Genomic DNA, 24,409 nt, shown 5'->3' with positions numbered 1-24,409 from the left:
ACCATTGTACAAACGTACTTTGTCTGCTATAATTCGTGAGGCCATGTTGACTTCCTGCAAGCTGACAGGCAACCCCGCGTCAATCTCCGCCTACCACACCAAGGAGGAGAACTACTATTTCTCGCAGGGCTCTGACGTTGAGAACCTCTCGGAACCCAACCAGGCCCGCAGTCATGTCCGGGTCCACGGCAAACTCGCCGCCCAGCTCGGCCTGACCCCTGGCGGTGAGATTTCCCAGGCCGCCTTCACGAACCTGCTCTCTGGCAAGGACGCGGCGGGCAACAAGGTGAGCCGCGAGCACAAGGTCATGGGCATAGACCTCGTGTTCTCGGCGCCCAAGTCCGTGAGCGTGGCCGGCCTGGTGACCGAGCGCGACTCGCGCATCATCGAGGCCCACGACCAGGCCGTGCTCGAGACCATGCGGGAGATCGAAGTCCGACACGCCGCGGCCCAGCCCCGGCCCGGCGAATGCGTCAAGACCGGCAACATGGCTTACGTGACCGCGCGCGACGGCTACAACCGGGACCATGACCCGCACCTGCATACCCACGTGGTGGTCATGAACCTGACGTCCATGGACGGCAAGGTCCTGGCCCTGGACGGCCGCCAGATCATGGCCCAGGACTTCAACAAGATGTGGGGGGCCATGTACCGGGCCAAGCTGGCGGCCAAGCTCAAGGAACTCGGGTACTCGGTCTCTTACACCAAGAAAGGAGAACTGCGCCTGGACGCCGTGTCCCTGGCAGTCGAGCGCGAGTTCTCGCGCCGGCATGCGAAGATCGCATCAGCCAAGGCCAACGGCGCCCGGGACATGGACGCCTGGCGCAAGACGCGCAAGGACAAGGACCCTGACGTGGAGAAGTCGGCCGTCCGGTCGGACTGGGAAAGCCGGATAGCCCGGCACCGGGAGAAGACCGCTGAGGAGAACCGGCAAGACGCGGTCCGCGCTCGCGAGGAGTGGTTCAAGGAGGCTAAGTGGTCAGTCGAGGCGCGGCAGGAATTGGCGGGGGAGCGCCAACAGACCGAGATCGCCCGCTGGCAAGCTGCGGCGCGGCGGGCGACCGAGGGCACGGCCTGCGCAAGCAAGGAGGCCATGATAACCGAGTACCTGGCCGAGCTCGGCCGGGCCGAGACCTGGGAGCCGGTGACGTTCGCCCAGGCCAATCACCTGCTGTGGGACCAGGTGCGGGCAGGCAACCTCCTGGTCACGGATGATGGCCGCTACACCACCTGGGAGATGACCCGGGTGGAGCGGGAGTGCCTCCAGGCCCGCAAGGCTGCCGGAGCTCTGGCCATGGAGGGCGGGGCTGCGGAGGCCCGGGTGGCGGAACTCGCCAACGGCATCGGCCGGAGGCTCTCGGAGGCCCAGGCCAAGGCCGCGGCCGCTATCCTGACGGCCGAGCGTGGTACCGTGCTGGTCCAGGGCGACGCCGGCTCGGGCAAGACCACCATGCTCAAGGCCGTAAACAGAGCAGCCCAGGAGGCGCGCTGGGAGGTCGTGGGCGTGACAGTCCAGGGCGTGGCCGCGCGCAAGCTGGAGGATGAGTCCGGCATCATGTCTGAGACCCTGGCCTCGTACTTGGCCCAGGAGCGGCGGGAGGCCCGCGAGGCGCACCGGAAGCCCCGCGGGCCCCGGCTTGTGGTCGTTGACGAAGCGTCCATGCTGGACAGCCGGGGGCTTGCCGAACTGCTGCGCAATGCCGCGGAGCATGACGACAAGGTCGTGCTGGTGGGGGACCGCAACCAGATCCAGGCCGTGGGGGCGGGGCGTCCTTTCGAGAGGCTGGTGGAGGCCGCGGAGAAGTCAGGCGAGTTGGTGAGCCTTACCGAGAACTACCGCCAGCGCGACTCCCAGTTGCGCAAGGCCGTGGACCTGGCCCGTGAGGGCCGCATGCGGGAGAGCCTGGCCGTCCTGGACCAGGCGGGCAAGGTGGCGGAGATATCTGACGCCAGGCTGCGGCGTCTTTTCATCGCCCAGCACTACGACAAGGACGTCTTGATCCTGACCGGCAGCCGGCAGGGCCGCGAGGAACTCAATGTCATCATCCGTGAGGAGCTTGCGCGGCAGGGGAAGATCGGCGCAGCCCGCGAGTACACCCTTTCCTGGTCGGACCATGACGGCGTGAAGCAATCCGCCAAGCGCGAGCTCGCCGTGGGCGAGCGAGTGGTCTTCCTGGAAAACGAGTACGGAGCTTACGATGTCCGCAACGGCGAGATCGGCTATGTCACGCGGACCGGGAAGGATTCAATCTCAGTGCGCCTTGAGGAAGGCCGAGAGGTCTGCATCGACTTGGCGCGGTACAGCGCTTTGGATCATGGCTACGCGCTTACGACCTACAAGAGCCAGGGACAGACCTACGACAAGGTCGTAGTCGAGGCCGACACGTCGGTGCCGCAGCTGCAGGACCAGCGCAACACCTACGTCCAGATCACCCGGGCCCGCGACGACGTGAGGATATTCACGGACGATGCCGCGGAATTGCGGGGCATTGCCGCCGTTTCGAGCGTCAAGCAGGACACGCATGATATCAACGTGACGCTGGATTGCGCCGAGCGGATGGAGCGCAAGGTCAGGCTCCACGCGCTCGGCGAGCTTGCCCATGGGAAGGGGTTGGCGGATGACCCCTGCATCTACAATCGGGCTTACATGGCCGGGGCTGGGGATAGCGAGCTCCTGCAAAGGGGGCGCCTGGAGCACATGGCGGACATGGAAAAGCGCCTCAACGAGCGCAAGGACCTCAATGACGCGGAGAGGCACCGTGCGGCCGAATACCTGAGCTCTGAGCCTGGCGCTAAGGCTCTGTCCACCTATAAGGCGCTGCCTGACTACAGCATCGCCATCGGCCTTATCCGCTCCGGCACCATGGATTTCGAGACCGCGACCAACGGTATGAAGATATACGACAAACACGAAATCCAGCGGTTCCTCGAAATTGACAAGGGGCGGGAAGAGCGGGCGCGAATCCAGGAGCGGGTCGTGATGCGGCACAGCATGGACCCCGCGGTCAAAGAGCGGATCGTAAAGTTCTTCGACAGTCCTGAGGCCAAGGCTGTCCTGGCATGGAAGGGCAAGAGCGCGGAAGCCAAGCTCGCGGTCGCGGAGATCGTCACGAAGACACAGACCCCGGAGGATGCCTGCCGTCATCTCAAAGACGACGAGAAGGGCGCTGTGGCGCTCAAGGCACAGGCCGTGCTAGCCGAGCGCGAGCAGTCGAGGGACCGGGGTCGCTCCCGGGGCCGCGGTTTGGAATTCGGACGTGGTCTCGGCCTCTGACCCGGCTGCGCCTACTCCTACCACCTGATTCATAGCAGGCGGCTGCTGTGCGCCGCCCAGGCTGAAAAGGCCGGAGTCTTCCAGACGCATCATGGCTGAGGCCGCCCCCGCTGGGGGATGTGCGGAATTGCTGCCTTCAAACGCATTAAGGAGTGGAGGGCCATGGTATCTGGCAGCGAAATAGCCGGCTCGCGCGAATAATGTATGCAGGGCCACTGTGCGGATGGCCCGGCAGTCCGGTTGGAATGATCCGGGAATGTGCGAAAATGGCCGGCTCATTCGATTACTAAGTGAGGGGGCACTCTGCTAATGCCTGTAGCCATAGCGAAGGAAACCTGCCCTCTTGGGGCATCACGGGGTGTCCCGGAAATGACCGGCTCAAGCGAATAATGTCTGGAGGGTGACTCTCTATGGATGAGGAGGGGCAGTGCTTATCGAAAAGAGACTCATGAACATCCGGGAGTTGTCGCACTACATCTCGATGCCGGTGCCGACGATCTACACCTATGTCAGTCTGGGCAAGATCCCGCCGGACTGCATCGTGAGGATCGGGCGGGCGTTGAAGTTCGAAAAGGCAGCCGTGGATGGGTGGGTCAGCGGGGAAGCAAAGACAAGTGCTTCTTCAAAGCCTGAATGATCTCCGAATTCAGCGAACGGCCTTCGTCGATGGCCCGTTGCCGCAATTCCTTGTGGAGTGACTTCGGCAGCCGGAGGTCGAGCCGCACCGTGGGCTCGGTGAATTTGCTCTGCCTCATGGTGCCGGTATTTTACTGTTATGAAGAGAGCAAGGCAAGTATTGACATAACGGTATAGACCTGTTAATCTATATCATAACGTGTTACTACTGTTATAAGGCAAGTCCAACATGGCGATATTCAAAAAACGCGGCAAGTGGTGGATCGGCTACCGAGTCAACGGCCAGCGCCGTCGGGAGCCCACCGGCTCGACCAGCTACGCGCTCGCCAAAGAGATTCTGGCGAAGCGGCTGACCGAAGTCGCCGAGCAGCGCCACTTCCCGGGGCGGGTCGCCAACGTCCGGCCCTTCGCGCAAGTCGCGGACAGGTATTGGGAGCTTCACGGCCGATTCCTGCTGTCGCCCACCTGGAAATGGATGTTCCAAAGAATCAAGGCCCGTTTCGCGGGCAAGAAGGTCGGAGCCATCACCACGGCGGACGTGCAGCGCTACTACAACGAAATCGCCGGCGTCCACACGAAGGCCACGGCCAACCGATACCTTGGCCTCTTGCGGTCCATGTTCAACAAGGCCCACGATTGGGAGGACTTCCACGGAGACAACCCCTGCTCGCGGGTCGAGAAGGGCCGGGAATCGCCCCACAGGCTCCGCTACCTGTCCCATGAGGAAATGGAGCGGCTTCAAGCCGCCGCGCATCCCAGGCTGTATCCCGTGTTGCTCTGCGCCTTGCTGACGGGAATGAGGCGGGGGGAAATACTGGGCCTTACCTGGGAGAACGTGAACCTGGAACAGGGCACGATCTACCTGCTCAAGACCAAATCCGGCAAGCCCCGGGAGATTCCCATACCGACCAAGCTCCACGACGTTTTGATGAGCATGGGGCCGCAGCCCGCCGGCTCCGTGTTCAACCTGCCCCTCATTATGCTACAACGCTATTTCAAGAAGGCACTAGAGCGGGCGGGAATCTTCGGCTTTCGGTTTCATGATTTGCGCCACACCTTCGCCTCTCACTTCGTTATGCAGACCCACAACCTGCCCGCGCTGCAAAAGCTCCTAGGCCACTCCACGCCCACCATGACGCAACGCTATGCCCATTTGGGCTCCGGGCACCTAGCCTCCGAAATGGCCGCTTTCGAGTCCGCCATACCCGTCAAACCGCAGACGCCGATGCTGGAAGGGCACCACCTAGGGCACCACCCCGTTTCAAGCCATACCCCCGTTTCCTGAGTTATTGTTGTAAAATCAACGTCTTAGGGCCCGTAGTTCAACGGATAGAGCACGTGGCTTCGAACCACGGGATCCGGGTTCGATTCCTGGCGGGCCCACTTTTTCGCGCCTCCCCGACAGGGGAGGCGTCCGTTTCCCGGAAAAACCCTTGAAATATTTCCGTAAACGTCTAAGGGTATCCTGCCTGTGCATGGTTGTCCTGGCTGCACTCGCAGTCGTCGTGACCGGCGCGCACGCCGCGGCCTCCGCCTCGGCGGCCGCGCTCGACCGCCAAGCCCGCGCTTTTCTGGCCGACCGCTCCGCCGATTCCGACCCGGAAGTCCGCAGCGCCGTGGCCGCGGCTCTGGGCGATATCGGGGAATCCACACCCAAGACCCTGGAGCTGCTCAAGAAGGCCGGACGCGACCCCGACGTGAACGTGCGCTTGGAGGCCGGCTACAGCCTCTTCCGGCTCGGCGACGAGGGGGGGAGCAGGCTGCTCATGGATATCGTGCTCAGCTCGGCCGCGCCAGCCTCCCGCGGCCAGGCCATAATCCGGCTTTCGGATATGGCCACCGAAGAGGCGGCCTCCCTCATGGAGCGGACACTCGCAGACGCCTCGGCTGAGGTCCGCGACGCCACGGCCGTGGCCCTCTGCCGCCTCGACCTGGCCCAGCACCCCGCGGCCGCGGGTTTCCTGCGGCGATCCCTCGAGGCCGCCCGAGACAAGGACGCCGTGGTCCGGGCCGCGGCGGTCAAGGCCCTCGGCCAGACCAACCTCGCCTCCGTGCGCGAGGCCCTGGTCGCCGCCGCCGGCGACGACGACGCCGCGGTGCGCGCCGAGGCCGTCGCGGCCCTGGCCGCCTCCGCCGATGAGGACCTGGCCAAACTCTTCACCGAACGCCTCCATGACCCAGACCCGCGCGTGCGCGCCTTGGCCGCCGCCGGGCTGGCCGCGAGCGGGCAGTCCGTGGACCTCGGACTGGCCGAGCGGCGTCTGCGCGAGGGCGGCGCTGAGGAGCGCCTGCTGGCCCTGAAAGCGGCCGCGGCCGCGCCGGGCGAGCCCGCCCTGAAGCTCCTGGCCCGGGCCATGGCCGAAGACGCCTCCTTGAAGGTGCGGGTGGCCGCCGCCGCGATGCTGGCCAAGCGCCTGCAGCGGAGGGGGCGATGAGAGCCGCCCTCCTGGCCGCGGCTCTGGGCCTATCCGCCCCGGCTCTCGCGAGCGACAACCCCGGGACGACCGGCGCCGCCATCCTGCAGTTGCCCATGAGCGCGCGCGCCATGGGCATGGGCGGCGCCTTCACGGCCGTGGGCACCGACGTCTCCGCCCTCTACTACAACCCCGCGGGCATGAGTCGACTCAACGCCCATGAGGCCGCCTTCTCCATGGTCTCGGGCCAGTCGGATTCGGCTTTCGACCAGACCGTGGAGAACATCGCCTATGCCGGCCCCACGCCCTTCACCGGGTTCTCGGGCAACGGCTACACCAGCGTGGGAGCCAACCTGCTCTTCGCCCAGGACGGGACCATCGAGTACAACCAGCTCAAGTCCGACGGCTCCCCGGCGGGCGCCACCCAGCGCCTGAGCGCGGGCAACGACTTCGTGGGCACGCTCGGCTATTCGGAGCGGGTCGGCAGCACTCCCATCGATGTCGGGGAGGCCAGCTACGGCGTCAATCACTTCATGGGCGTCTCGGGCAAGTACATCCACTCCGCCCTGGCGGGCGGCTACTCCGCCCAGGCCGTGGCGGCCGACGTCGGCTATCTCGCCCACTCGCCCGAGGCGGGCCTGAGCGCCGGGCTCTCCATGCTCAACATGGGCACCAAGATGAAGTTCGTCAGCGAAGGCGACCCCCTGCCCCTGACCGCCCGCTGCGGACTGGCCTACCAGTTCGGCGTGCCCTCCGTGCACAACTTCATCGCGGCCGCGGACGGCGAATACCGCCTCTACGAGAAGCAGCCTCTGGCCGACATCGGCCTGGAGTATTTCTGGCAGAAGTCCTTCGGCGTGCGCATGGGCTACCAGTTCCTGCGCGACTCTTTGGGCCTGACCATGGGCTTCGGCCTGCGCTGGCGCGGCCGCGTCGTGTTCGACTACGCCTGGGGCATGGGCGGCGCGCTGAGCGACACCCAGCGCTTCACCTTCTCCTACCGCTTCGGCGGCGTCACGCCCACGGCCCGCGCCCGCCAGCGCCAGCCCGCCCAGGACACCTCGCCCCTGCAGGAGCAGCTCCGGATCAACGAGGAGACCTATCCCACCATCGAACTGCCGGCTACGCGGCCGGCCCCGCGCGAGCGGCCGCAAGGCGTGCCGGGCTGGATCTACTGACCGTCCTGGACAGCCCTGCCGCCATGTAATACAATCCCGGACACCATGGCGGCCTTGACGCCCGCGCAGCCGAGCCGCCCCCTCCGCAGTCGGCTCGCGGACTACGCCCTGTCCGCGGCCGTCTTGGCCTTCGCCGCTTTCCTGGCCCTGCGCCTGGCGCCCGACGACGTGGCGGTGCTCCCCGACACGATGCGCGAGCTCATTTCGGCGCGCGACTGCGCCGCGTCTTCAGGCTGCTCGGGCCTCGGTCCCCCCTCGTCCTACCTCCTATTCCACGGCTTCATCTGGCAGCGCTGCCTGTCCTGGTGGATGAGCCTCGGGCTGCCGCTGCGCCTGCTGCCGCGCCTGGTCGCGCTCCTCTATGCCCTGAGCTCCTGGCTGCTCTTTCGGATCAGCGCGCGGCTCGCCGGCCGCGGTGTCGCCCTGGCGGCCCTGGCCGCGTACTGGCTGCTAGCCTTCGACCGGTTCATGGCTGACCCGGTCTGGAGCCCGGGGCTCGTGGCGCCGCTCATGGGCCTCTTCGTCTGGTGCGCCGGGACGGCTTTCCTGGCCTCCGGCCGGCGCCGCACCGCTGCCGCCGTGAGCGCGGCCTTCGTCCTCTCTTTGGCGAGCCAGGCCCACACCGAGGCCTTGCTCTTCGTGCCGGGCATGGCCCTGTTCCTCCTATTGCGCGCGCGGCCCGGAAGTCGAGTTCGCGCCGGTCTGGGCCTGCTCGGCCTGGCTTTGGTGATGGCGGCCGGCTGGCAGATCTTCTCGGCCGGATCCCTGCGCATCAACCTAGGCATCGTCTTGTCCTTCCTCGGGCTGGGCCCGCGCATGGGCATGCGCATGCAGCCGCCGCCCAGCCTCTTCCAGCCGGAGGTCGCGGGGCGATTCGCCTTGGTGGCCGCGGCCCTCATGGCTCTGGTCTGGCTGCTCAGGCGCCGGCGCGACCGGGAGCCTTGCGACGGCTTTTTGGCCTGGGCCGCGGGCTCCTATCTTCTGGGGCTGTTCCCCGTGCTCTTCAGCCACGACACGTCATGGGTCTACTACACTCCGGTACTGCCCCTGCTCTGCGTCCTGGGCGCCCGGGCCCTGCAGGAGCCCCTGGGCCGCATGCCCTGGGCGGCCCCCGCTCTGGCGGCTTTCCTGTCTCTGGCCGCCGCCACGCGCGGCTCGCCCGGAGGCAACGACGCCGCCCTGCACCTGGGAGAGGTGGAGTCTTTGACGCGCGCTCTCTCGGAGGAGGGCTACGACTGCAACGCGGCGTTCCGCTATCTCTCCGGCGGGCAGAGAGCCTACGTGGACCTGCTCTACGGCATGTGGCTCTTCGCGCCGTGCCTGCGCGATGTCCCGGTGCTGGGCGCGGCCCCGGCGCGGAGCGAACGGCCCGTGCTCATCGCGGTGCAGCCGGGCCGGCCGTTTTCGCCCGCTCTGGCCCCTCTGCGGCCGGTGCGGGTCGCGGGCCGGGGCCGCGACTTCTTCCTCTTCCGCCTGCCCGCCTACGTGAGGCTCGACGAGTTCTCCGAGGTCGCCGGCAGCGAAGTCCTGCCGGCGCGGGGCTTCGGCGTGCCCAACGGCGGCTTCGGCAGGCGCTGCTGGGACAACGAGTCCCTCATGTCGGGCCTGCGCCGGAGGCTGCCTGCCGCGACCGGGACCTTGCAGTTCCCCATACGCCTGCCCCGGGGGGCCGGGCCCCGCACGCTCTTCCTTCCTGCCTTGGAGGGCCTGCCCGGCTCTGGCCGGCAGTGCGCGGGCCGCGTGGCGGCGGTGCGGGGGGTGGAGGCGGAGGTGTCCGAGGACCGCCGCGTCCTGGAGCTGCGCGGGACCAAAAAGGCCCGGCAGGGCTCGGTGACGGTCTCCTGGCCGCTCGACGACGCGCGGTGCGTCCCGAACCTGCGCGACCTCTACGCGCTGCCCATGCTGGAGCTTCCCAGCGGGCTCTTCGCCGAACTTCGCGATGCGCTGGAATGATGCGGACCAGGCAGAGCTTGCTTTCCGGGTCCGGCTTTCTTAACATAGCTTAATCGGAGGCATCCCAATGTTCGAGACTGCGGAAGTCGGCAATCGCCTGGAGAAGGCGGACTACAAGCGCCAGGAGCCCAAGCTGCGCACCGCCCTTCTGGAGGCCCAGCGGGCCCTGGCCGGATCAGATTTCTCCTTGGTCCTGCTCATCGGGGGGGTGGAAGGCGCGGGCAAGACGGAGTTCACCAACCAGCTCCTGGAATGGCTCGACGCGCGCGGGCTGGCGGTGCACGCCTGGGGCGACCCGACCGACGAGGAGCGCGAGCGGCCGTTCTTCTGGCGCTTCTGGCGCATCCTGCCGCCCAAGCGCAAGGCCGCCGTCCTGCTGAGCTCCTGGTACTCCGGGCCGATCGTGAGCCGGGTCATGAAGGAGACGGGGCAGGCCGAACTGGACCAGCGCCTCGACCAGGTCATGGAGTTCGAGCGCATGCTGGTGGCCGAAGGGGTGCTGCTGGTCAAGCTCTGGTTCCACATCTCCAAGTCCGAGCAGCGCCGGCGCTTCGAGAAGCTGGAGGCGGACCCGGACGCGCGCTGGCGGGTGACCAAGCAGGACTGGAGGTTCCACAAGCGCTACGACAGGTTCCGGGAGGTCTGCGAGCACTCTTTGATGAAGACCTCGACCGGGGAGGCTCCCTGGCACATCGTGGAGGCGACGGACCGGCGCTACCGCAACCTGACGGCGGGGCGTCTCGTGCTCGAAGCTCTGGAGCGCCGCCTGGAGGAGTCGCGCAGCGCGGTCAAGCCGGAGCATAAGCCGGACCATCCCAAGCCCAAGGCCAACAGCGTGATCCGCAAGCTGGACCTGAACCTGAAGCTCGACCCGGCCGCTTTCGACAAGAAGCTGGAACGGCTGCAGAACCGCATCGGGACGCTCACGCGCTGCCTGCGCAAGAAGGGGCGCTCCTTGACCTTGGCCTTCGAGGGGGCGGACGCGGCGGGCAAGGGGGGGGCGATCCGCAGGCTGACCCAGGCCATGGACGCGCGGCTCTTCCGAGTGGACTCGGTGGCGGCGCCCTCCGACGAGGAGAGGGCGCGGCCGTATCTGTGGCGCTTCTGGCGCGACCTGCCGCGGGTGGGGCGGGTGACGCTCTACGACCGGAGCTGGTACGGGCGGGTGCTGGTGGAGCGCGTGGAGGGCTTCGCCCTGCCGCAGGAGTGGCGGCGGGCCTTCGCGGAGATCAACGCCTTCGAGGAGCAGATGGCGGAATCCGGGATCATCGTGCGCAAGTTCTGGCTGGCGCTGACCGCCGACGAGCAGCTCAAGCGCTTCAAGGACCGGCAGGTGACTCCTTATAAGCAGTACAAGATCACGGAGGAGGACTGGCGCAACCGGGCCAAGTGGGACGCTTACGAGGCGGCGGCCTGCGAGATGATCGAGCGCACCAGCACGGAGCACGCGCCGTGGGTGCTGGTCGAGGCCAACGATAAGCGCTGGGCCCGGATCAAGATCCTGCAGGCCGTGGCCGACGCCCTGGAAAGCGAGCTCTAGACCGGCATCACCACCGGTGATAGGCCGGGTGTCCGGGCTTGACCGCCACGAATGCGCCGCGGCAGGTGGCGCAGATTTGGCCGCCGGCTTCGAGGGTGGCCTCGGTGGTGGCGCGGTCCGTTGCGGCCTCGACCACCCGAGCCGAGAGGATGATGGGCCCGCTCGTGGGGATGGGCCGCTTGAACCGGACGTGGTACTCGGCCGTGACGGTGCAGGGCGGGGCGTCGAGCTTTCCCGAGACCATGAGGTGGTGGGTGGCGGCCCAGTTGGAGTGGCAGTCGAGCAGGGCTCCGGCTATGCCGCCGTTGAGAAAGCCCGGGAAGGCTTCGTGCTCGGGCTTGGCGCGCCATTCGGCCACCACGGCGTCGCCGCTGAGGCGGCTCTGGATGCGCAGGCCGTCGGGGTTGGCGGGGCCGCAGCCGAAGCAGGTGCCGTTGGGGGCGTAGCGTTCCTGCAGGCTGGGTCCGCCGCTATCGGGGTTGCTCATGGTCAGCTCCTTCGGCTTTCTTCTGATCCTTCAAGAATGAGGCCAGCGCGATGGAGAGCGCTTTGGTGGAAGGCGGGTCGGTGCGCGAGGGCAGCAGCACCGGCACGGCGGCCCCGGCCACGAAGCCGCCTTGTTTGACGCCTTCGGCGAAGAAGTTGAGGGCCTTGTAGAGAGGGTTGCACGACTCCAGGTTGGGCAGGAGCAGGATGTCCGCCTCGCCCGGGACCTGGCCGCCCTGGACGCCCTTCTGGTCGGCGAGCTTGCGGGAAAGGGCGATGTAGAGGTCGTAGGGCCCTTCCACCACGGCGTTCCGGATGCGGCCGTCCTGGCTCATCTTGGCCAGTTCCGCGGCGTCCACGGTGCTGGGCAGGGCGGGATTGACCTTCTCCACGGGGCAGATGACGGCGACCTTGGGCTTTTCCACGCCGCAGGCGCGCATGATGTCGACGGAGTTCTGGATGATCTTGCGCTTGCGCTCGAGGTTGGGAGCGATGAGGACGGCGGAGTCGGCGATGCCGAAGAGCTTGTGGTAGCGGGCGGTCTCGAAGAGGGCGAAGTGGGAGAGGGTGGTTCCGGGCAGCATGAGCCTGGCTTCCTTGCTCATGATGGCCTTGACGTAGAGGGCCGAGTCGACGTGGCCTTTGACCAGGATGTCTCCCTTGCCCTCCCTGATGAAGCCGACGGCGGCCTTGCACATCTGGGCTTGGTCCGGGCAGTCGCAGAGCTCGAACCTGTTCAGGTCGAGCCGGGCCTCGGCGGCCAAGGCCTTGATCCGGGCGGTGTCGCCGATGAGGACGCCGCCGGAGATGAGGCCGTAGTCGTCGGCGATTTTGATGGCTTCGATGACCTCCGGGGTGCCGGCGCCGGGGGAGACGATGCGGTTGGGCCTGCCCTTGACCAGCCGGACCAGTTCGTCGAAGTTGTTGAATTTCATATCAATCCTCCCGAGAGCTTCGGGCTCGGCTCCTAATGATACATTTTCCGCAAGACCAGCCGCCCCGCGCCTCGCCGTATGTGGCATAATATGACCAAGACTCGCCGCAGGGGGGAAGAATGGGAAAAAAACTCTACGTCGGAAGCCTGCCGACCGGATTCACCGACGTCCAGCTCAACGCGCTGTTCGCGGCCTGCGGCACCGTCGCCAGCGCCGAAGTCATGAAGGAGAAAAGGACCGGCCAATCACGCGGCTTCGGCTTCGTGGAGATGTCCACGCACGAGGAAGCCCAGGAAGCCATCAAGAAGTTCCACAACTCCACCGTCGGAGACAAACAGATCGTCGTCAACGAAGCCAAGCCCATGCCGGAGAAGCCCCAGAGAGGGTTCCGCGGATTCGACGGCGGCGGCGCAAGCGGCTATGGCGGCCGCGGCGGAGGCTACGGCGGCTCCTCCGATAAGAAAGGCGGGTTCGGCGGCGGGATGCATCAGAAAGGCCACGACCGCAGAGGCGGCGGCGGCAAAGGCGGCGACTGACGGCGCAGCCGCATCCTTACAGCGAGCCCAGGATCTGCCGGTAGCTGCGCAAACGCGGCAAGCCGGCCAACGCGCACCCCGGCTCCGCGTCGTGGAGACAGCCCTCGGGACAACCTGCCGCGGCTTTGGCGAGCTCCGGGAAATGCTGGAGCAAGCCGGCCCGGTCGACGTCCACCAAAGCGAAGTTCATGATGCCGGGGGTGTCTATCCAGACCGAGCCGTCGGCGGCGGGCAGCAGCACGGCCCCGCTCGTGGTGTGGCGGCCCATGTTCGAGGTCCCGGAAAGCTCGCCGACCCGGCCGAAACCCTCGTCGCCCAGCAGCCGCCGCAGGAGCGAGGTCTTGCCCACCCCCGAATGCCCGCAGAAGGCCGCGGTCTTGCCGCGCAGGAGCGCGGCTAGTTCCTGCGCCCCCGCCCCGCTGCGCGCGCTGCACTCCACCAGGGCCACGCCCGCCGCCGGATAGTGCGACCAGGCCTTCTTGGCCCCGGGCTTGATCAGGTCCAGCTTATTGACGCAGAGCACCGGAGCGATGCCCTGCGACGAGGCCGCCACCAGGAACCGGTCCACGATCCCGGCCGAGAAGTCCGGCTCGCGCGCCGCCGCCACCACCACCAGGCAGTCGATGTTCGCCGCGATCACGTGCAGCAGAGGGTCGCGCGAATTGGGCGCCGAGCGGATGAGCCGGTTGCGCCGCACGCAGCGCCCCACGATGACGTCGCCGGCGACCCGGACCCGATCTCCCACGCAGACCGGCGAGCGCTCGCGCGTGTTCCCGCCGAAGGCCAGCGCGCTCATCCGGTAGCCGCAGAGCCGGCGCGGCGCGGCGCCGTCTCCACGGCGCGGCCCCGCACGATTCGCTTGGCGTATTTGCGCCGGACCGGGACCTTGAGGCCATCGACCCACTCCTCGTCGGAGTCCTGGGACGAGAAAGACATCTCGGACGTCGGCATGGCCGCGGCTAGTCCGCCGCTCCCTCGCGCCGCTTGTCGTCGCGCTTGCGGAAGCTGGCGTTCATGATCTTCTTGCGCAGCCGGATGCTCTGCGGCGTGGCTTCCACCAGCTCCGTATCGTCGATGAACTCCAGCGACTGCTCCAGGGTCATGATGCGCGGAGGGGTCAGGTCTATGGCCTCGTCGCTGGCCTTGGAGCGCATGTTGCTCATGGCCTTGGCCTTGCACGGGTTGACCACGAAATCGTTGTCCGTGTCCGCCAGGCCCACCACCATCCCCTCGTAGACGTCCACGCCCGGGCCCAGGAACATCTGGGCGTGCTCCTGCAGGCTGGCCAGGGCGTAGCCCGTGGTGCGGCCCGTCTCCTTGGCCACGAAGACCCCCTGCGAGCGCAGCCCCGGGTCCGGCCCCTTGGGGCCGTAGCCATGGAAGGCGTGGTGCATCAGGCCCATGCCCCGGGTGGTGGTCATCAGCTCCGACTTGAAGCCCATCAAGGCCCGGGACGCGATCTCGTACTCCAGGCGGGTGCGGGTCGTGCCTTCCGGAGCCATGTTCACCATCTTGGCGTTGCGCCGGCCCATGGACTCGATGACCGTGCCCTGATAGTCGCTCGGGATGTCGACGACCAGGTATTCCATCGGCTCCAGCAGGCCCTGGGGGGAGTCCTTGAAGATCACCTCGGGCCTGGCCACGGCCAGCTCGTAGCCCTCGCGGCGCATGGTCTCGATGAGGATGGAGAGGTGCAACTCGCCCCGGCCGGAGATCTTGAAATGCCCCTCGCCCTCCAGGGCCTCCACGCGCAGGCCCACGTTGATCTCCTTCTCGCGCAGCAGCCGGTCGCGCAGGTGCCGCCCGGTCACGAACTTGCCCTCGCGGCCCGCGAACGGGCTGTTGTTGACCATGATCTCCATGGACAGGGTCGGCTCGTCGATCTCCAGCGGCGGCAGAGCCTCGGGATGCTCGGCCGAGGTCACCGTGTCGCCCACGTGGATCTCAGGCAGGCCCGCCACGGCCACCACGTCGCCCGCGCTGGCGAAGTCCACCTCGCGCCGTTCCAGCCCGTAGAAGCGCTCCAGGCGGGCCACCTTGCCGGTGAACGACTCTCCGGTCGGCTTGATGAGGCCCACCGGCGTGCCCTTGACGATCCGGCCGTTGACCACCCGGCCGATGCCGATGCGGCCCACGTAGTTGTTGTAGTCCAGCATGGTCACCAGCATCTGCAGGGGCCGGTCCGGGTCCACGGCGGGCGCGGGGACGGCCTTGAGGATGGTGTCCAGCAGAGGAGTCACGTCCCTGCCGGGCGTGGTGGTGAGGCTGGCCCAGCCCTCGCGTCCCGAGGCGTAGACCACCGGGAAGTCCATCTGCGGGTCCGTGGCGCCCAGGTCGATGAACAGGCTGAAGACCCGGTCCAAAGCCTCGTTGGGCTTGGCGTGCTCGCGGTCCATTTTATTGATGACCACGATCGGGTGCAGGCCCAAGGCCAGGGCCTTGCGCAGCACGAAGCGCGTCTGCGGCATGGGCCCCTCGACCGCGTCGACCAGTAGGAGGGCCCCGTCGACCATCTTGAGGATGCGCTCCACCTCGGAGCCGAAATCCGCGTGGCCGGGGGTGTCCACGATGTTGATGGTCACGTCCCCGTACACCACCGAGGTGTTCTTGGCCAGGATGGTGATGCCGCGCTCGCGCTCGAGCTCGTTGGAGTCGAGCACCTGCTCCTGGGCCGCGTCGGCTTTTACCTTGAAGCCCCCGGTCTGCTTGAGCAGGGCGTCGACCAGCGTGGTCTTGCCGTGGTCCACGTGCGCGATGATCGCGATGTTGCGCAGGTCATTCCTGCGGGTCTTGGGGGAGCTCACTGGGCGGGGTCCGGCGCCTTGGAGAGGACGGTGAAGGGGGAGGCCTTGAGGACCGCGTAAGGAACCAAGGTATGACTCATGTCCGCATGCTCGAGGACGACGTAGCTCAGGTTCATATCCGCGACCGTGCCCGACACTGCGCCCACTTCGATCTGGTCGCCGATGGCGAAGGGGTGTGTGGCCAGGATCCAGAAGCCCTGGATGAGGTTGCCGATGAGGTCCGCGGAGGCCCAGCCCACCGCGATGGAGGTCGCGCCCAGGCTCTTGAGCAGGGCCGACCAAGTCATGCCGAAAAAGCGCAAGGCCACGGTTCCGCCCACCAGATAGATCCCTGTCTGGACCGCGAGCTTGAGGATCACCGCGCTCTGCGGCTGCCAGCCCTGGTCCTCGGCCGCGCGGCGGATGAAGCCCACCGCGCCCCTCTCCAGGAAGTGCGCCGCGACCATGGCGGCCGCACCCTTGGCGTAGGGCAGCCAAGCCCAGGCGGTCAGGGCCTGCACGGGCAGCAAGGCAGGGAGCAGGGGCAGGGCCACGGCCAGGCCCAGGCCCAGCGCGGTCCAAAGGGAGGCCTTCAGCAGACTGGGGCGCGGCACGCCGCGGGCCAGGCGCCCCATCGAAGTCCAGAGCGAGCCCAGGCTCGAGGCTCCCGGCTGGCCGCGCTGGGCGTACTCCCGGAAGATGGTCACGGTCTTCTCCGCGAGCTGGGCGTAGGTCATCAGCGTGACGCCGCCGTCAGGCCGGGCCAGCGAGAGGTAGCGCAGGTCCATGTCCTTGACCGTGTACTCCTGGGCGCCGATCTTGACGCGGTCTCCGACGACGAAGGGATGGTTGGCCAGCATCTTCACGCCTTCCAGGAAGTTGCCGATGAAATCCTTGGCCGCCATGCTCATGGCCACGCCGCCGATGCCGAAGGTGGCCAGCAGCGCCGCGGTGGAGACCCCGGCCGCGTGCAGGGCCACGGCCCCGCCTACCGCATAAACCGCCACGCTGGTGCCCAGGCGCGCCGCCGTCACGGTTCCGGGCTTCCAGTCCAGACGCTTGGCCAAGGACCCGACCCCGCGCTGAGCCAGCCCGTTGACCGCGTAGGCGGCCAGCAGGATGCCCGCGCCGCTCATGTAGGGCGCGGCCTTCGCCCAGAAGCCGGGCAGCCGCGAGGGCAAGGTGAAGCGCGCCGCGCCCCAGAGCGCGGCCAAAGACAACGGGGCGGCGAGCTTGCGCAGCCAGCCGCGGGTCTGGGAGCCTTCCTGAGCCGGGCCGGGCACCACGGCTTTCGACGCCGGAGCGGGCTGGGCTGCGGCCAGCGGGACGGGCTTCGAGTCCGCTCCCGGCGTCAGGGCTCCGTCAGAGGGCGCGGCTGAGAAGCGGCTGCGTGACCAGAAGGCGTCCCAGACGCCCTTGGTGTCGGCCGGGTCCTGGGTCCTGCCCTCGCCGACAGTTCCTTTATCCAGCACAGACCGGGCCGCTTCGAGCTGCGCCGTGGCGTGGGGGGCCGCAGCGGTCTGCGGCGCGGTCGTCTGAGGAGCCTCGACTACCGGCGAGACGGCAACCGGGACCAAGGCGGTGGGGACTACGAGGGCAGCCGTCTGGACCACTAGCGGGGTGGGAGAGACCAGCAAGGACGTCCCCCTCAAGCTTCCGGAGAGGGCGCCCAGCTCCAGCCCATGCGAAAGGCCGGCCTGGGCGCGCAGGCCGGCCACGCCGAACGTGCCGCCGGCCGGGACCGGCGCGGCCGCATGCGGGAGCACGGCGGCGACTTGGCCCGCGAAGACCGGGCCTGGGGCCGCCAGGAGGGCGGCGAGGCTTGCGGCCAGAGGTGCGCGCCAAGTCTTGGTCATGGAGAGATTATACTCGCGTATGTCGGCGTCTTGTTGGCCCAAGGGCCTAGAGGGGATGCCGTTTTTGGACCTAGGGCTTTTGGGACTGGGAAAAAAATGAAAGCCACCTCTTGTTGCCGTTCGTGTTGAGGGGCGGTGGCTTCCGAAGACATGGTAGCAAATGGACGGGAGGAGGCGCAACCGCGCGGATTTTCTCCGCATCCTTAATGATATAATCGGCCCATGAAACAGACCCTGCCGGGCTCTCCCTGCCGTGAACACCGCCGCGCCGTCTCCGCCAAGCTCGACGACGGCTTGATCCTGCTCTCCGGCGGCGAGATGGTGGCGCGCAACGCGGACACGGACTATGAGTTCCGCCAGAAATCCGATTTCCTCTATCTCTGCGGCGTGGACGAGCCGGGTTGCTCTTTGCTCATCGATCCCCGCCGCCGGCGGCAGACCCTCTTCATGCCGCGCATCGACAACGAGCACCGCGTCTGGCTCGGCCACGTGCCCGGACCTGCCGAGGCCAAGCGCCTCTACGGAGTGGAGAGCGTCGCCTATGCCGACACTTTGCCCAAAGAGCTGCGCCGCACGCGGCGGGGCTATCGCGCCGTCTACGCTGACAAAGGCGCCTTGAAGCTCCACCGCAAGAGCCTGAGCGGCCTGAAGGCCCGTCCCGCGCAGCTCACCGAGGCCCTCTGCGAACTGCGCGCCTGCAAGACGCCCGGGGAGGTCGCGCTCATCGAGCGCGCCAGCGCGGCGACCGCCCGCGCGCACCGCGCGGTGATGCGCGGCGCGCGCCCGGGCCAGTTCGAGTACGAGGCCCAGGCCCTCTTCGAGGCCGAATGCCGCAAGGCTGGGCTGCCCCTGCTGGCCTTCCCCACCATCGCCGCTTCCGGGACCAACGCCGCGGTCCTGCATTACCACCGCAACGACTCCCGCATGCGGGCCGGTGACCTCCTGCTGCTCGACGCAGGCGCGGAATGCCGGGGCTACGCGGCCGACATCACGCGCACCTTCCCGGTGAGCGGACGCTTCACCGGCCGGCAGAAGGATGTGTACTCCATCGTGCTGCAGGCCCAGAAGGAATGCATCGCCATGGCCCGGCCCGGACTGCCCTCCGCCGACCTGCACCGGCATTCCATGCGGGTCATAGCCGAAGGCCTCAAGTCCTTGCGCATCCTGCGGGGCGAGACCGACGGTCTGGTGGAGAACGGGGCCGTGCGGCTCTTCTACCCCCACGGGCTCTCGCACATGATGGGGCTCGACGTCCACGACGCGGCCGGCGGACGCCGGCGCAAGCTGCGCAACCCCTTCAAGTTCCTGCTGCGCTTCGTGGCCAAGCTCGAGCCCGGCTTCGTGGTCACGGTCGAGCCCGGGCTCTACTTCATCGGCGCGCTGCTGCGCGATCCGGAGAACCGCCGCAAACAGAAGGCCTCGGTGGACTTCAGCCGCGCCGAGCGCTTCCTGGATTTCGGGGGCGTGCGCATCGAGGACGACATCCTCATCATGCCGAGCGGCCCGGCGCGCAATCTGACGGACGTCCCCAAGGATATCCGCGACGTAGAAGAGGCCTGCCGCCGCTAGGCCTTTTCTACTGGCCCGGCACAGCAGGGGCTTCCGGACCGCCCTTGCCCAGGTCTTTTGGGATCATCACGAAATCCCGACGGACCGTCAGCCCTGTCTTCCCCACCCAGGGCCGGGCCCGCGCCGACATGCTCACGAGCTGGCGCCGCTCCTCCAGGGAGACCTCTTTGAAGGGCGGCTTGATCTCGTCGATGTATTTCTCCTGGTAGTCGGCGTGCTTGGCAGACATGACATAAGCCGCCTCGGACAACGGCTCCAAGGAGACTCTGTAGTCCCCGTACTCGTCGGTGGTGGTCTGGCCGAAGACCTTCCCTGAGGAGTCCTTGAAGGCCAAGATCGCCGCGTGGACCGGCCGCAGGGAAATGAGGTCGTAGACGGAGCCCTCAAAGGTCCACCGGGGGCCCTCATCCTCGTCCGGCTCCGGCCTGGGAGCGCGCTTGTGCGCGCGCGGCTTGGCCGCGGGCGGCGCGGCCTTGGCGGGGGCGGCCGGCGCAGGCGGCTTGGGCGCCGCCGCGGGAGCGGCCGGAACCGCCGGCGCCACGGCCGGAGCCGAGGTCGTCCGGACGGGCTCGACCGGGGCCGCCGCGGCGGAGGTGCTCGATGGGGCGACGCTGGGAAGCGGCGCGGCAGCGGCAGGCTCGCCGGCCTCCTTCGCGGGCGGCAACTGCAGCGGCTGGGGCCGCGAGTCCTTGGCGAAGGTCGGCATGCTGCTGCTGCTGCGGCCCACCTTCACGTCGGGTCGCATGACGATCTGCATGACGATGACGAAGAACACGCCGAGGATGACCACGCCGGCGGTCACGCGGTTGAGCAGCGGAGAGCGCCCGCGGCCGGGCTTGGGCTGCACCGTCGTCGACGATCTCTCTCCAGGCTTAGCGGCCGACGGCCGGGGCGGGGAGGCGCTGCCCCAGCCGCCGCCTGACTGCACGGCCGTCAGCGGGGGCGGCTCGGGCTTGGCGGGCCGCGCCCGGGGGACCTGAGGGAGCCCCTGCGACGGCCCGGGGGCCTTCTTCTCCGCGGGAGGAAGGATGGGCTTGGGTGCCGCTTTCGGTCCCGGGGGCGGCGCGGCGGCCGCCGCCTTCGAGGGGGCCTGGTAGTCGCTCACCGGCAGCAGCGGCGGCGGCGATGCGGAGGCGCCGATCGGGCGGCCCGGCGCGAAAGGAGGATCGCCGGGAGTCCTAGACGGGGGCACGGCCGGCAGCATGGGTATCCCGGACGGCCCCTGCGCCCGCGGCGCGGGCTCGCCGATCCTGCCCAGTTGCGGGAGGGACAGACCGCCCGATTCATCGGGCCGAGCCTGGGCGGGAGCCTGGGGCTGCGGCGCGGCCGGCAATGACGGGCCCTGCGTCTGAGCGCCGAAATTGCCGATGGGGGGCAATTGAACCGGCGGCGGCAGCGGCGCCGGCGCAGGAGCGAACGCGGACGCGGGCAACTCAGGCTCAGGCGTGAAATCGTTGGCGGCGCGGGGGGGTGGCGCCTCTTCCTTGGCGGGCGCGGCGCCCGGCGGCGGGACGCGCTTGAACTTCGCGAAGTCCCAATAGCACTTGGGGCACTGCTGGGCCTCGTCGTCGACTTGGATGCCGCAACTGGGGCAACGGGAAATCATGTCGCTATCGGGTTCCGAGACGACATTCTACCTTATTGACGGCGCCGGCGGTATCGGAGGTTCCGCCTGCGTATCGGAAGTTCCGCAGGTGCCGGCCGGACGGATTTCCTTACGGCCGGCGCTTGCGGCGGGAGAGGCCGATCAGGTAGGGAAGGTTGGAGTAGAGCAGCAGATAGCCCACCGCTCCGGCGGCCGAGAGCCTCAGCCCGATGTCCGTCAGAAGCTTGCGGCCCGACTCGTCCGGCCGCTGCGGCGAGCTCTTGGAGAATTCGTAAGAATGCTGGGCTGGAGACAGGTAGGTGTAGGTGAAATCCTCGGGGGCGGCCTTGACGGCGGCCGCCTGGGTGGCAGCTCGGATGGGCGCGGGAGTCCGTGCCGGCCGGCCGCGGGATTGATCGGGGGCGACCTCGGCGGGGTCGGCCGTCTCGGGCTTGCCGGGCGCGGCGCGCTTCGGGCTGAACTGGGGCAGGGCGGCCCACTCCGACCCGGCACCGGTGGACCCGGCGCTGACCGCGCCCAGGATCGGTGTGTCGTCCTTCTTCGCGCCCTCTCTGGGCCGCTCCACGGAGCCGTCGTATTTCTTCGCCAAAGAGACGGCTTCGGTGTGTCCGCCCTCCAAGGTGGGGGCGTCCCGGGTCGTCATCAGGGGCTTGGGTCGCACGACTATCGGGTCCGCGGCGGCCTTGGTGCTCAGTCCGGCCGGGACCGCCGCGCTCACTGCGCCGGCGTCGGCCAGGGCAGGCGTGGCGATATCGCCGCCCGATGAGGATCCACCGCCGCTTCCGCCAGCACCGCCGCCGCCACCGCCGCCGCCACCGCCGCCGCCACCACCGCCGCCACCGAACGGATTACCGGCGTTGATCTTTCCGGTCTTGACCCCGCCTTTATCCTTGTCTCCGCCTGAGTCGGCTTTGGGGGCCTTATCCGGAGAGAAGGACTGGCGCTCCTTGTCGGGGATGCCGTTGGTCCCGGTCTTGGTGTCGCGCGGGGACGGAGTATCGGTCAACTGGCCGGAAGAATCGACCGGGCCGCCGGGACCGGCGGCGTCGATCGACGGCTTGCGGCCCTGCTCCTCCTCTGGAAGAGCCGGCACGCGCTCGTCGTCGGGCTTGGGGCCGTCTTCCACCTTGCGGGGCAGGTCGCCGCCATCGACCGGCTTGGCTGAAGCACCATCGAAGTTTATCTTCGGCGGAGGGGGCGGTCCCTCATATCTGTTGTTGAGCATCGAGAACACGTTCACTCCGTTATAGACTTCCGGGGAGGCGAGCTTGGCGACCACCGATGCCATGAACCCGGGCTTGGGCAGCTGCGCGACCCGAGCCTGGTATTCGCCGACGAAGGCCTTGTTCGGGACCTTGCCTTCGCCCAACATCCCCTTCATGATGGGGTCCTTCTCGGCGAGACTGGCGATCTCCTCAGGGTTCTTGAGCGCCTGCTTCAAAGAGGAAAGCCTCTCCTGCCGGCCCAGAAGCTCGCGCACGCTCTGCATGAAAGAGGGTTTGCCTGTCGGGACCGGGGCGGGCTCGCCCGCGACCGTCGGGACCTCGCCGTCGGGGAGCGCCTTGTCCAGGGCAGCGACCTTGCTGGCCGCGCCGGCCTCCTCCGCGCCTTCGGCGAGGGCGACCGCCTTCGTGCCCGCGGGGGCCTTTCCGCCAGGGAGGGCCTTGTCCAGGGCAGCGACCTTGCTGGCCGCGCCGGCCTCCTCCGCGCCTTCGGCAAGGGCGACCGCCTTCGTGCCCGCGGGAGCCTTTCCGCCAGGAAGGGCCTTTTCGGCGCCTTCGGCCAAGACCGCCGCTTTCGCGGGAGCTCCCGCAGGCTCCGGGGCCGCGGCAGGCTCCTCGCCGCCGCCCAGCTTGGAAGCCCAGCTCGGCAGCTTCGGTGTGAATTTCCCGGCGACGGTGGCGAGCTTGGGTGAATTTCCCGGCGACGGTGGCGAGCTTGGCCTGGAAGGCCTGGACCTTCTGCATCTTCCCGATCTTGGCGCCGATGATGGCCATCACGATCATGATGGCGACGCCCGTGAAGAGCGCCGCCAATTGGCGGATGGCGACATAGCGCTCGACCGACCCTTCTTTCGCATCAAAAAAGGCCTTGAACGCCTTGACGAACGCCGGCACCAGCTTCATCAGCGCCCAGATCCCCATGCCCAGCGCGATGATGATCTTGATGATCAAGCCCACGCCGCCGGTCAGCGCTCCCATGAGCAGGCCGAGCAGCATGAAGCCGATGTTCGTCAGAATCCCTGATACTGTCCCGAACTGCTGGCGGATGGTGTCGAGCACCCCGGCCAGGATCACCGCCCCCGAGCGTCCGACGGCTCCCTTCTTGCATAAACCTGAGAGCGTCCCTGAAAGCAGCGCGCCGTTGAGCGCCTCCTGGCAATTCTGAGCGGCGATTTCGTCCTGGCTGGGAGCCGGCGCAGGCGCGGGCGCGGGAGCAGCCGCCGTCTTGGCCGCCGCGGGGAGCACGACCGCCTCGCGGGATGGCTTCGCTCCGAACTCGGCTTTGACCGCGTCGAGGTCGGCTGCGACCGAAGGATCGGAGCCCAGGCTCGCGCGCAGATTGTCGAAGACCCGGTTGAGGGCCGCAGGGTCGCGCTTGGTCGCGACGCTCTGCAGCTGGCTGATGACGGCGTCGACGGCGGCGGCCGCCGCGCGCCGGTCCTTGCCGGCCGCCGCGGCGAGGACCTTCTCGAGCCGAGGATCCAGCCGCGCCTCGCCGCGCGCCAGCGCCGCGCCGCCCGTCAGCAGCCTTTCGTCGCGCTCCAGGAGCTTCGCCAAAGCGGCGCGCTCGCCGTCGGCGAGCTCCTTCGCCGAGCCGAGGTCCTTCTTGAGGCCTTCCAGCTCCTTCTTGAGTCCGTCGAAGGTGGAGGCGGCCGCGCCGGTGAGGTGGGCGATGATCTTCTTCTCCAGCGCCAGGTGCCGGTTGTTCAAGGCGACCGCGGCAGGATGTGTGAACGGGGACGTCTGGGGAGCAGGGATGGGCTCGCCCTTGAGGTCCGACAGCTTCTTGACCAAGGCGGGGTCCGTGTAGGAGATCGGCTCCGTCTTGCCCGTCACCGCCGCGAGCACGGCATCCCGGCCGGAACCGGAGCCCATCGCCTTGAGCGCCGCCGAAAGCTTGGGATCGCCCAACTGCCGGCTCAGGTTGTCGAAGATCTGTGCCGCGTCCTCGGGCTCGGCCGCCACGCGGCGCAGGCCGGCCATGAGCAAGGCCACGGTCTCGACGCCGCCGCCGTTGGCGGTCCCGGTCACGTTCCTGACCAAAGCCTGGACCTTGGGAGTCATCGCGCCGCCCGAGGTCGCGGCCAAAGTCGCGGTATTGTTGAGCAGAGTCGAGAGCCGCTGCACCTCGACGCGGATGTCGGCCGCCTCGGACTCGAGCATCGCGCCGGTCGCAAGGCGCGCCTCGATGTCGCGCAGGCGCCGGTCCAGGTCAGGCAGGGAGGCGGGCTTCTGCCCGCTCAGATGCTGGACCAGGTCCTGGCCCAGCGCCTTGAGGTCGAAGCGGGCCTGCTGGGACACGTGGGTGGAGAGGGGATCGGCCGTGGAGAGGCTCGGCTCGGCCGCCGCGGGCGGCAGGAAAACGAACAGCGCCAAGGCCCAGGGGATGAGCCATGCCCCCACAGACGGGATTCTGGGCC

The 24,409-nt window shown here is 68.1% G+C and carries 18 protein-coding genes and 1 tRNA gene; 10 read left to right on the top strand and 9 right to left on the bottom strand.

Annotated features, from left to right (window positions below; translation table 11 throughout):
- Positions 1-43: 43 nt before the first annotated feature.
- The 8 genes from NTY77_04700 to pap all read left to right on the top strand — a co-directional run bounded on the left by NTY77_04700 (position 44) and on the right by pap (position 10,995).
- Positions 44-3,274: a relaxase domain-containing protein gene (locus NTY77_04700; protein ID MCX5794774.1), complete on the top strand. Its 3,231-nt coding sequence runs from the start codon at positions 44-46 to the stop codon at positions 3,272-3,274.
- A gap of 448 nt (positions 3,275-3,722) precedes the next feature.
- Positions 3,723-3,911 (top strand): helix-turn-helix domain-containing protein, encoded by a 189-nt coding sequence (locus NTY77_04695; GenBank protein ID MCX5794773.1) that lies wholly within the window; start codon positions 3,723-3,725, stop codon positions 3,909-3,911.
- Between the two features lie 228 nt (positions 3,912-4,139).
- Complete coding sequence (locus tag NTY77_04690; GenBank protein ID MCX5794772.1) at positions 4,140-5,195, top strand: site-specific integrase; 1,056 nt, start codon at positions 4,140-4,142, stop codon at positions 5,193-5,195.
- 26 nt (positions 5,196-5,221) lie between these two features.
- A tRNA-Arg gene (locus tag NTY77_04685) sits at positions 5,222-5,293 on the top strand.
- A 92-nt stretch (positions 5,294-5,385) separates the two neighbouring features.
- Complete coding sequence (locus NTY77_04680; protein MCX5794771.1) at positions 5,386-6,345, top strand: HEAT repeat domain-containing protein; 960 nt, start codon at positions 5,386-5,388, stop codon at positions 6,343-6,345.
- A complete protein-coding gene (locus tag NTY77_04675) occupies positions 6,342-7,502 on the top strand; it encodes a PorV/PorQ family protein (GenBank protein ID MCX5794770.1) in 1,161 nt (386 codons plus the stop codon). Before NTY77_04680 ends, NTY77_04675 begins: the two co-directional genes overlap by 4 nt.
- A gap of 45 nt (positions 7,503-7,547) precedes the next feature.
- Complete coding sequence (locus NTY77_04670) at positions 7,548-9,455, top strand: hypothetical protein (protein MCX5794769.1); 1,908 nt, start codon at positions 7,548-7,550, stop codon at positions 9,453-9,455.
- A 67-nt stretch (positions 9,456-9,522) separates the two neighbouring features.
- Positions 9,523-10,995 (top strand): polyphosphate:AMP phosphotransferase, encoded by a 1,473-nt coding sequence (pap, locus tag NTY77_04665; protein MCX5794768.1) that lies wholly within the window; start codon positions 9,523-9,525, stop codon positions 10,993-10,995.
- 7 nt (positions 10,996-11,002) lie between these two features.
- On the opposite strand, the gene NTY77_04660 is transcribed toward pap, so the two are convergent.
- Both NTY77_04660 and NTY77_04655 read right to left on the bottom strand, forming a co-directional pair.
- Positions 11,003-11,482: a PaaI family thioesterase gene (locus tag NTY77_04660; protein MCX5794767.1), complete on the bottom strand. Its 480-nt coding sequence runs from the start codon at positions 11,480-11,482 to the stop codon at positions 11,003-11,005.
- Complete coding sequence (locus NTY77_04655) at positions 11,466-12,416, bottom strand: phosphate acyltransferase (GenBank protein MCX5794766.1); 951 nt, start codon at positions 12,414-12,416, stop codon at positions 11,466-11,468. Before NTY77_04655 ends, NTY77_04660 begins: the two co-directional genes overlap by 17 nt.
- A 119-nt stretch (positions 12,417-12,535) precedes the next feature.
- Between NTY77_04655 and NTY77_04650 the strand changes: the two genes are divergently transcribed.
- A complete protein-coding gene (locus tag NTY77_04650; GenBank protein MCX5794765.1) occupies positions 12,536-12,952 on the top strand; it encodes an RNA-binding protein in 417 nt (138 codons plus the stop codon).
- 16 nt (positions 12,953-12,968) lie between these two features.
- Here the strand turns inward: NTY77_04650 and rsgA are convergent, their stop codons facing one another.
- From rsgA to NTY77_04630, 4 genes are read right to left on the bottom strand one after another with little or no spacing between them, the layout of a single operon-like run.
- Positions 12,969-13,748, bottom strand: a complete 780-nt coding sequence (gene rsgA, locus NTY77_04645) for a ribosome small subunit-dependent GTPase A (GenBank protein MCX5794764.1) — start codon at positions 13,746-13,748, stop codon at positions 12,969-12,971.
- Positions 13,745-13,903, bottom strand: coding sequence for a hypothetical protein (locus NTY77_04640; protein MCX5794763.1), 159 nt, complete (start codon positions 13,901-13,903; stop codon positions 13,745-13,747). Before NTY77_04640 ends, rsgA begins: the two co-directional genes overlap by 4 nt.
- 8 nt (positions 13,904-13,911) lie before the next feature.
- A complete protein-coding gene (gene typA / locus NTY77_04635) occupies positions 13,912-15,756 on the bottom strand; it encodes a translational GTPase TypA (GenBank protein ID MCX5794762.1) in 1,845 nt (614 codons plus the stop codon).
- Positions 15,753-17,591, bottom strand: a complete 1,839-nt coding sequence (locus NTY77_04630) for a mechanosensitive ion channel (GenBank protein MCX5794761.1) — start codon at positions 17,589-17,591, stop codon at positions 15,753-15,755. The genes typA and NTY77_04630 overlap by 4 nt, the downstream gene beginning before the upstream one ends.
- A 222-nt stretch (positions 17,592-17,813) precedes the next feature.
- On the opposite strand from NTY77_04630, the gene NTY77_04625 reads away from it, so the two are divergent.
- Complete coding sequence (locus NTY77_04625) at positions 17,814-19,160, top strand: aminopeptidase P family protein (protein ID MCX5794760.1); 1,347 nt, start codon at positions 17,814-17,816, stop codon at positions 19,158-19,160.
- A gap of 7 nt (positions 19,161-19,167) precedes the next feature.
- Here the strand turns inward: NTY77_04625 and NTY77_04620 are convergent, their stop codons facing one another.
- From NTY77_04620 to NTY77_04610, 3 genes are all read right to left on the bottom strand, one after another.
- Entirely contained in the window at positions 19,168-20,766 is a 1,599-nt protein-coding gene (locus tag NTY77_04620) for a hypothetical protein (protein MCX5794759.1), read from the bottom strand.
- Positions 20,767-20,875: 109 nt separating this feature from the next.
- Positions 20,876-22,255 (bottom strand): hypothetical protein, encoded by a 1,380-nt coding sequence (locus tag NTY77_04615; protein ID MCX5794758.1) that lies wholly within the window; start codon positions 22,253-22,255, stop codon positions 20,876-20,878.
- Positions 22,182-24,392 (bottom strand): hypothetical protein, encoded by a 2,211-nt coding sequence (locus NTY77_04610; GenBank protein ID MCX5794757.1) that lies wholly within the window; start codon positions 24,390-24,392, stop codon positions 22,182-22,184. Before NTY77_04610 ends, NTY77_04615 begins: the two co-directional genes overlap by 74 nt.
- Positions 24,393-24,409 lie beyond the last annotated feature (17 nt).

This window comes from Elusimicrobiota bacterium, from assembly GCA_026388095.1.
GTDB lineage: Bacteria > Elusimicrobiota > Elusimicrobia > UBA1565 > UBA9628 > UBA9628.
Note: the sequence above shows the minus strand (reverse complement) of the source record. Positions and strands in the feature narration are given on the sequence as shown.

Coding starts and splice junctions, on each gene's coding strand:
- NTY77_04700 (MCX5794774.1), top strand. CDS start 44: ATGTTGACTTCCTGCAAGCTGACAGGCAACCCCGCGTCAATCTCCGCC.
- NTY77_04695 (MCX5794773.1), top strand. CDS start 3,723: ATGAACATCCGGGAGTTGTCGCACTACATCTCGATGCCGGTGCCGACG.
- NTY77_04690 (MCX5794772.1), top strand. CDS start 4,140: ATGGCGATATTCAAAAAACGCGGCAAGTGGTGGATCGGCTACCGAGTC.
- NTY77_04680 (MCX5794771.1), top strand. CDS start 5,386: ATGGTTGTCCTGGCTGCACTCGCAGTCGTCGTGACCGGCGCGCACGCC.
- NTY77_04675 (MCX5794770.1), top strand. CDS start 6,342: ATGAGAGCCGCCCTCCTGGCCGCGGCTCTGGGCCTATCCGCCCCGGCT.
- NTY77_04670 (MCX5794769.1), top strand. CDS start 7,548: ATGGCGGCCTTGACGCCCGCGCAGCCGAGCCGCCCCCTCCGCAGTCGG.
- pap (MCX5794768.1), top strand. CDS start 9,523: ATGTTCGAGACTGCGGAAGTCGGCAATCGCCTGGAGAAGGCGGACTAC.
- NTY77_04660 (MCX5794767.1), bottom strand. CDS start 11,482: ATGAGCAACCCCGATAGCGGCGGACCCAGCCTGCAGGAACGCTACGCC.
- NTY77_04655 (MCX5794766.1), bottom strand. CDS start 12,416: ATGAAATTCAACAACTTCGACGAACTGGTCCGGCTGGTCAAGGGCAGG.
- NTY77_04650 (MCX5794765.1), top strand. CDS start 12,536: ATGGGAAAAAAACTCTACGTCGGAAGCCTGCCGACCGGATTCACCGAC.
- rsgA (MCX5794764.1), bottom strand. CDS start 13,748: ATGAGCGCGCTGGCCTTCGGCGGGAACACGCGCGAGCGCTCGCCGGTC.
- NTY77_04640 (MCX5794763.1), bottom strand. CDS start 13,903: ATGCCGACGTCCGAGATGTCTTTCTCGTCCCAGGACTCCGACGAGGAG.
- NTY77_04630 (MCX5794761.1), bottom strand. CDS start 17,591: ATGACCAAGACTTGGCGCGCACCTCTGGCCGCAAGCCTCGCCGCCCTC.
- NTY77_04625 (MCX5794760.1), top strand. CDS start 17,814: ATGAAACAGACCCTGCCGGGCTCTCCCTGCCGTGAACACCGCCGCGCC.
- NTY77_04620 (MCX5794759.1), bottom strand. CDS start 20,766: ATGATTTCCCGTTGCCCCAGTTGCGGCATCCAAGTCGACGACGAGGCC.
- NTY77_04615 (MCX5794758.1), bottom strand. CDS start 22,255: ATGCAGAGCGTGCGCGAGCTTCTGGGCCGGCAGGAGAGGCTTTCCTCT.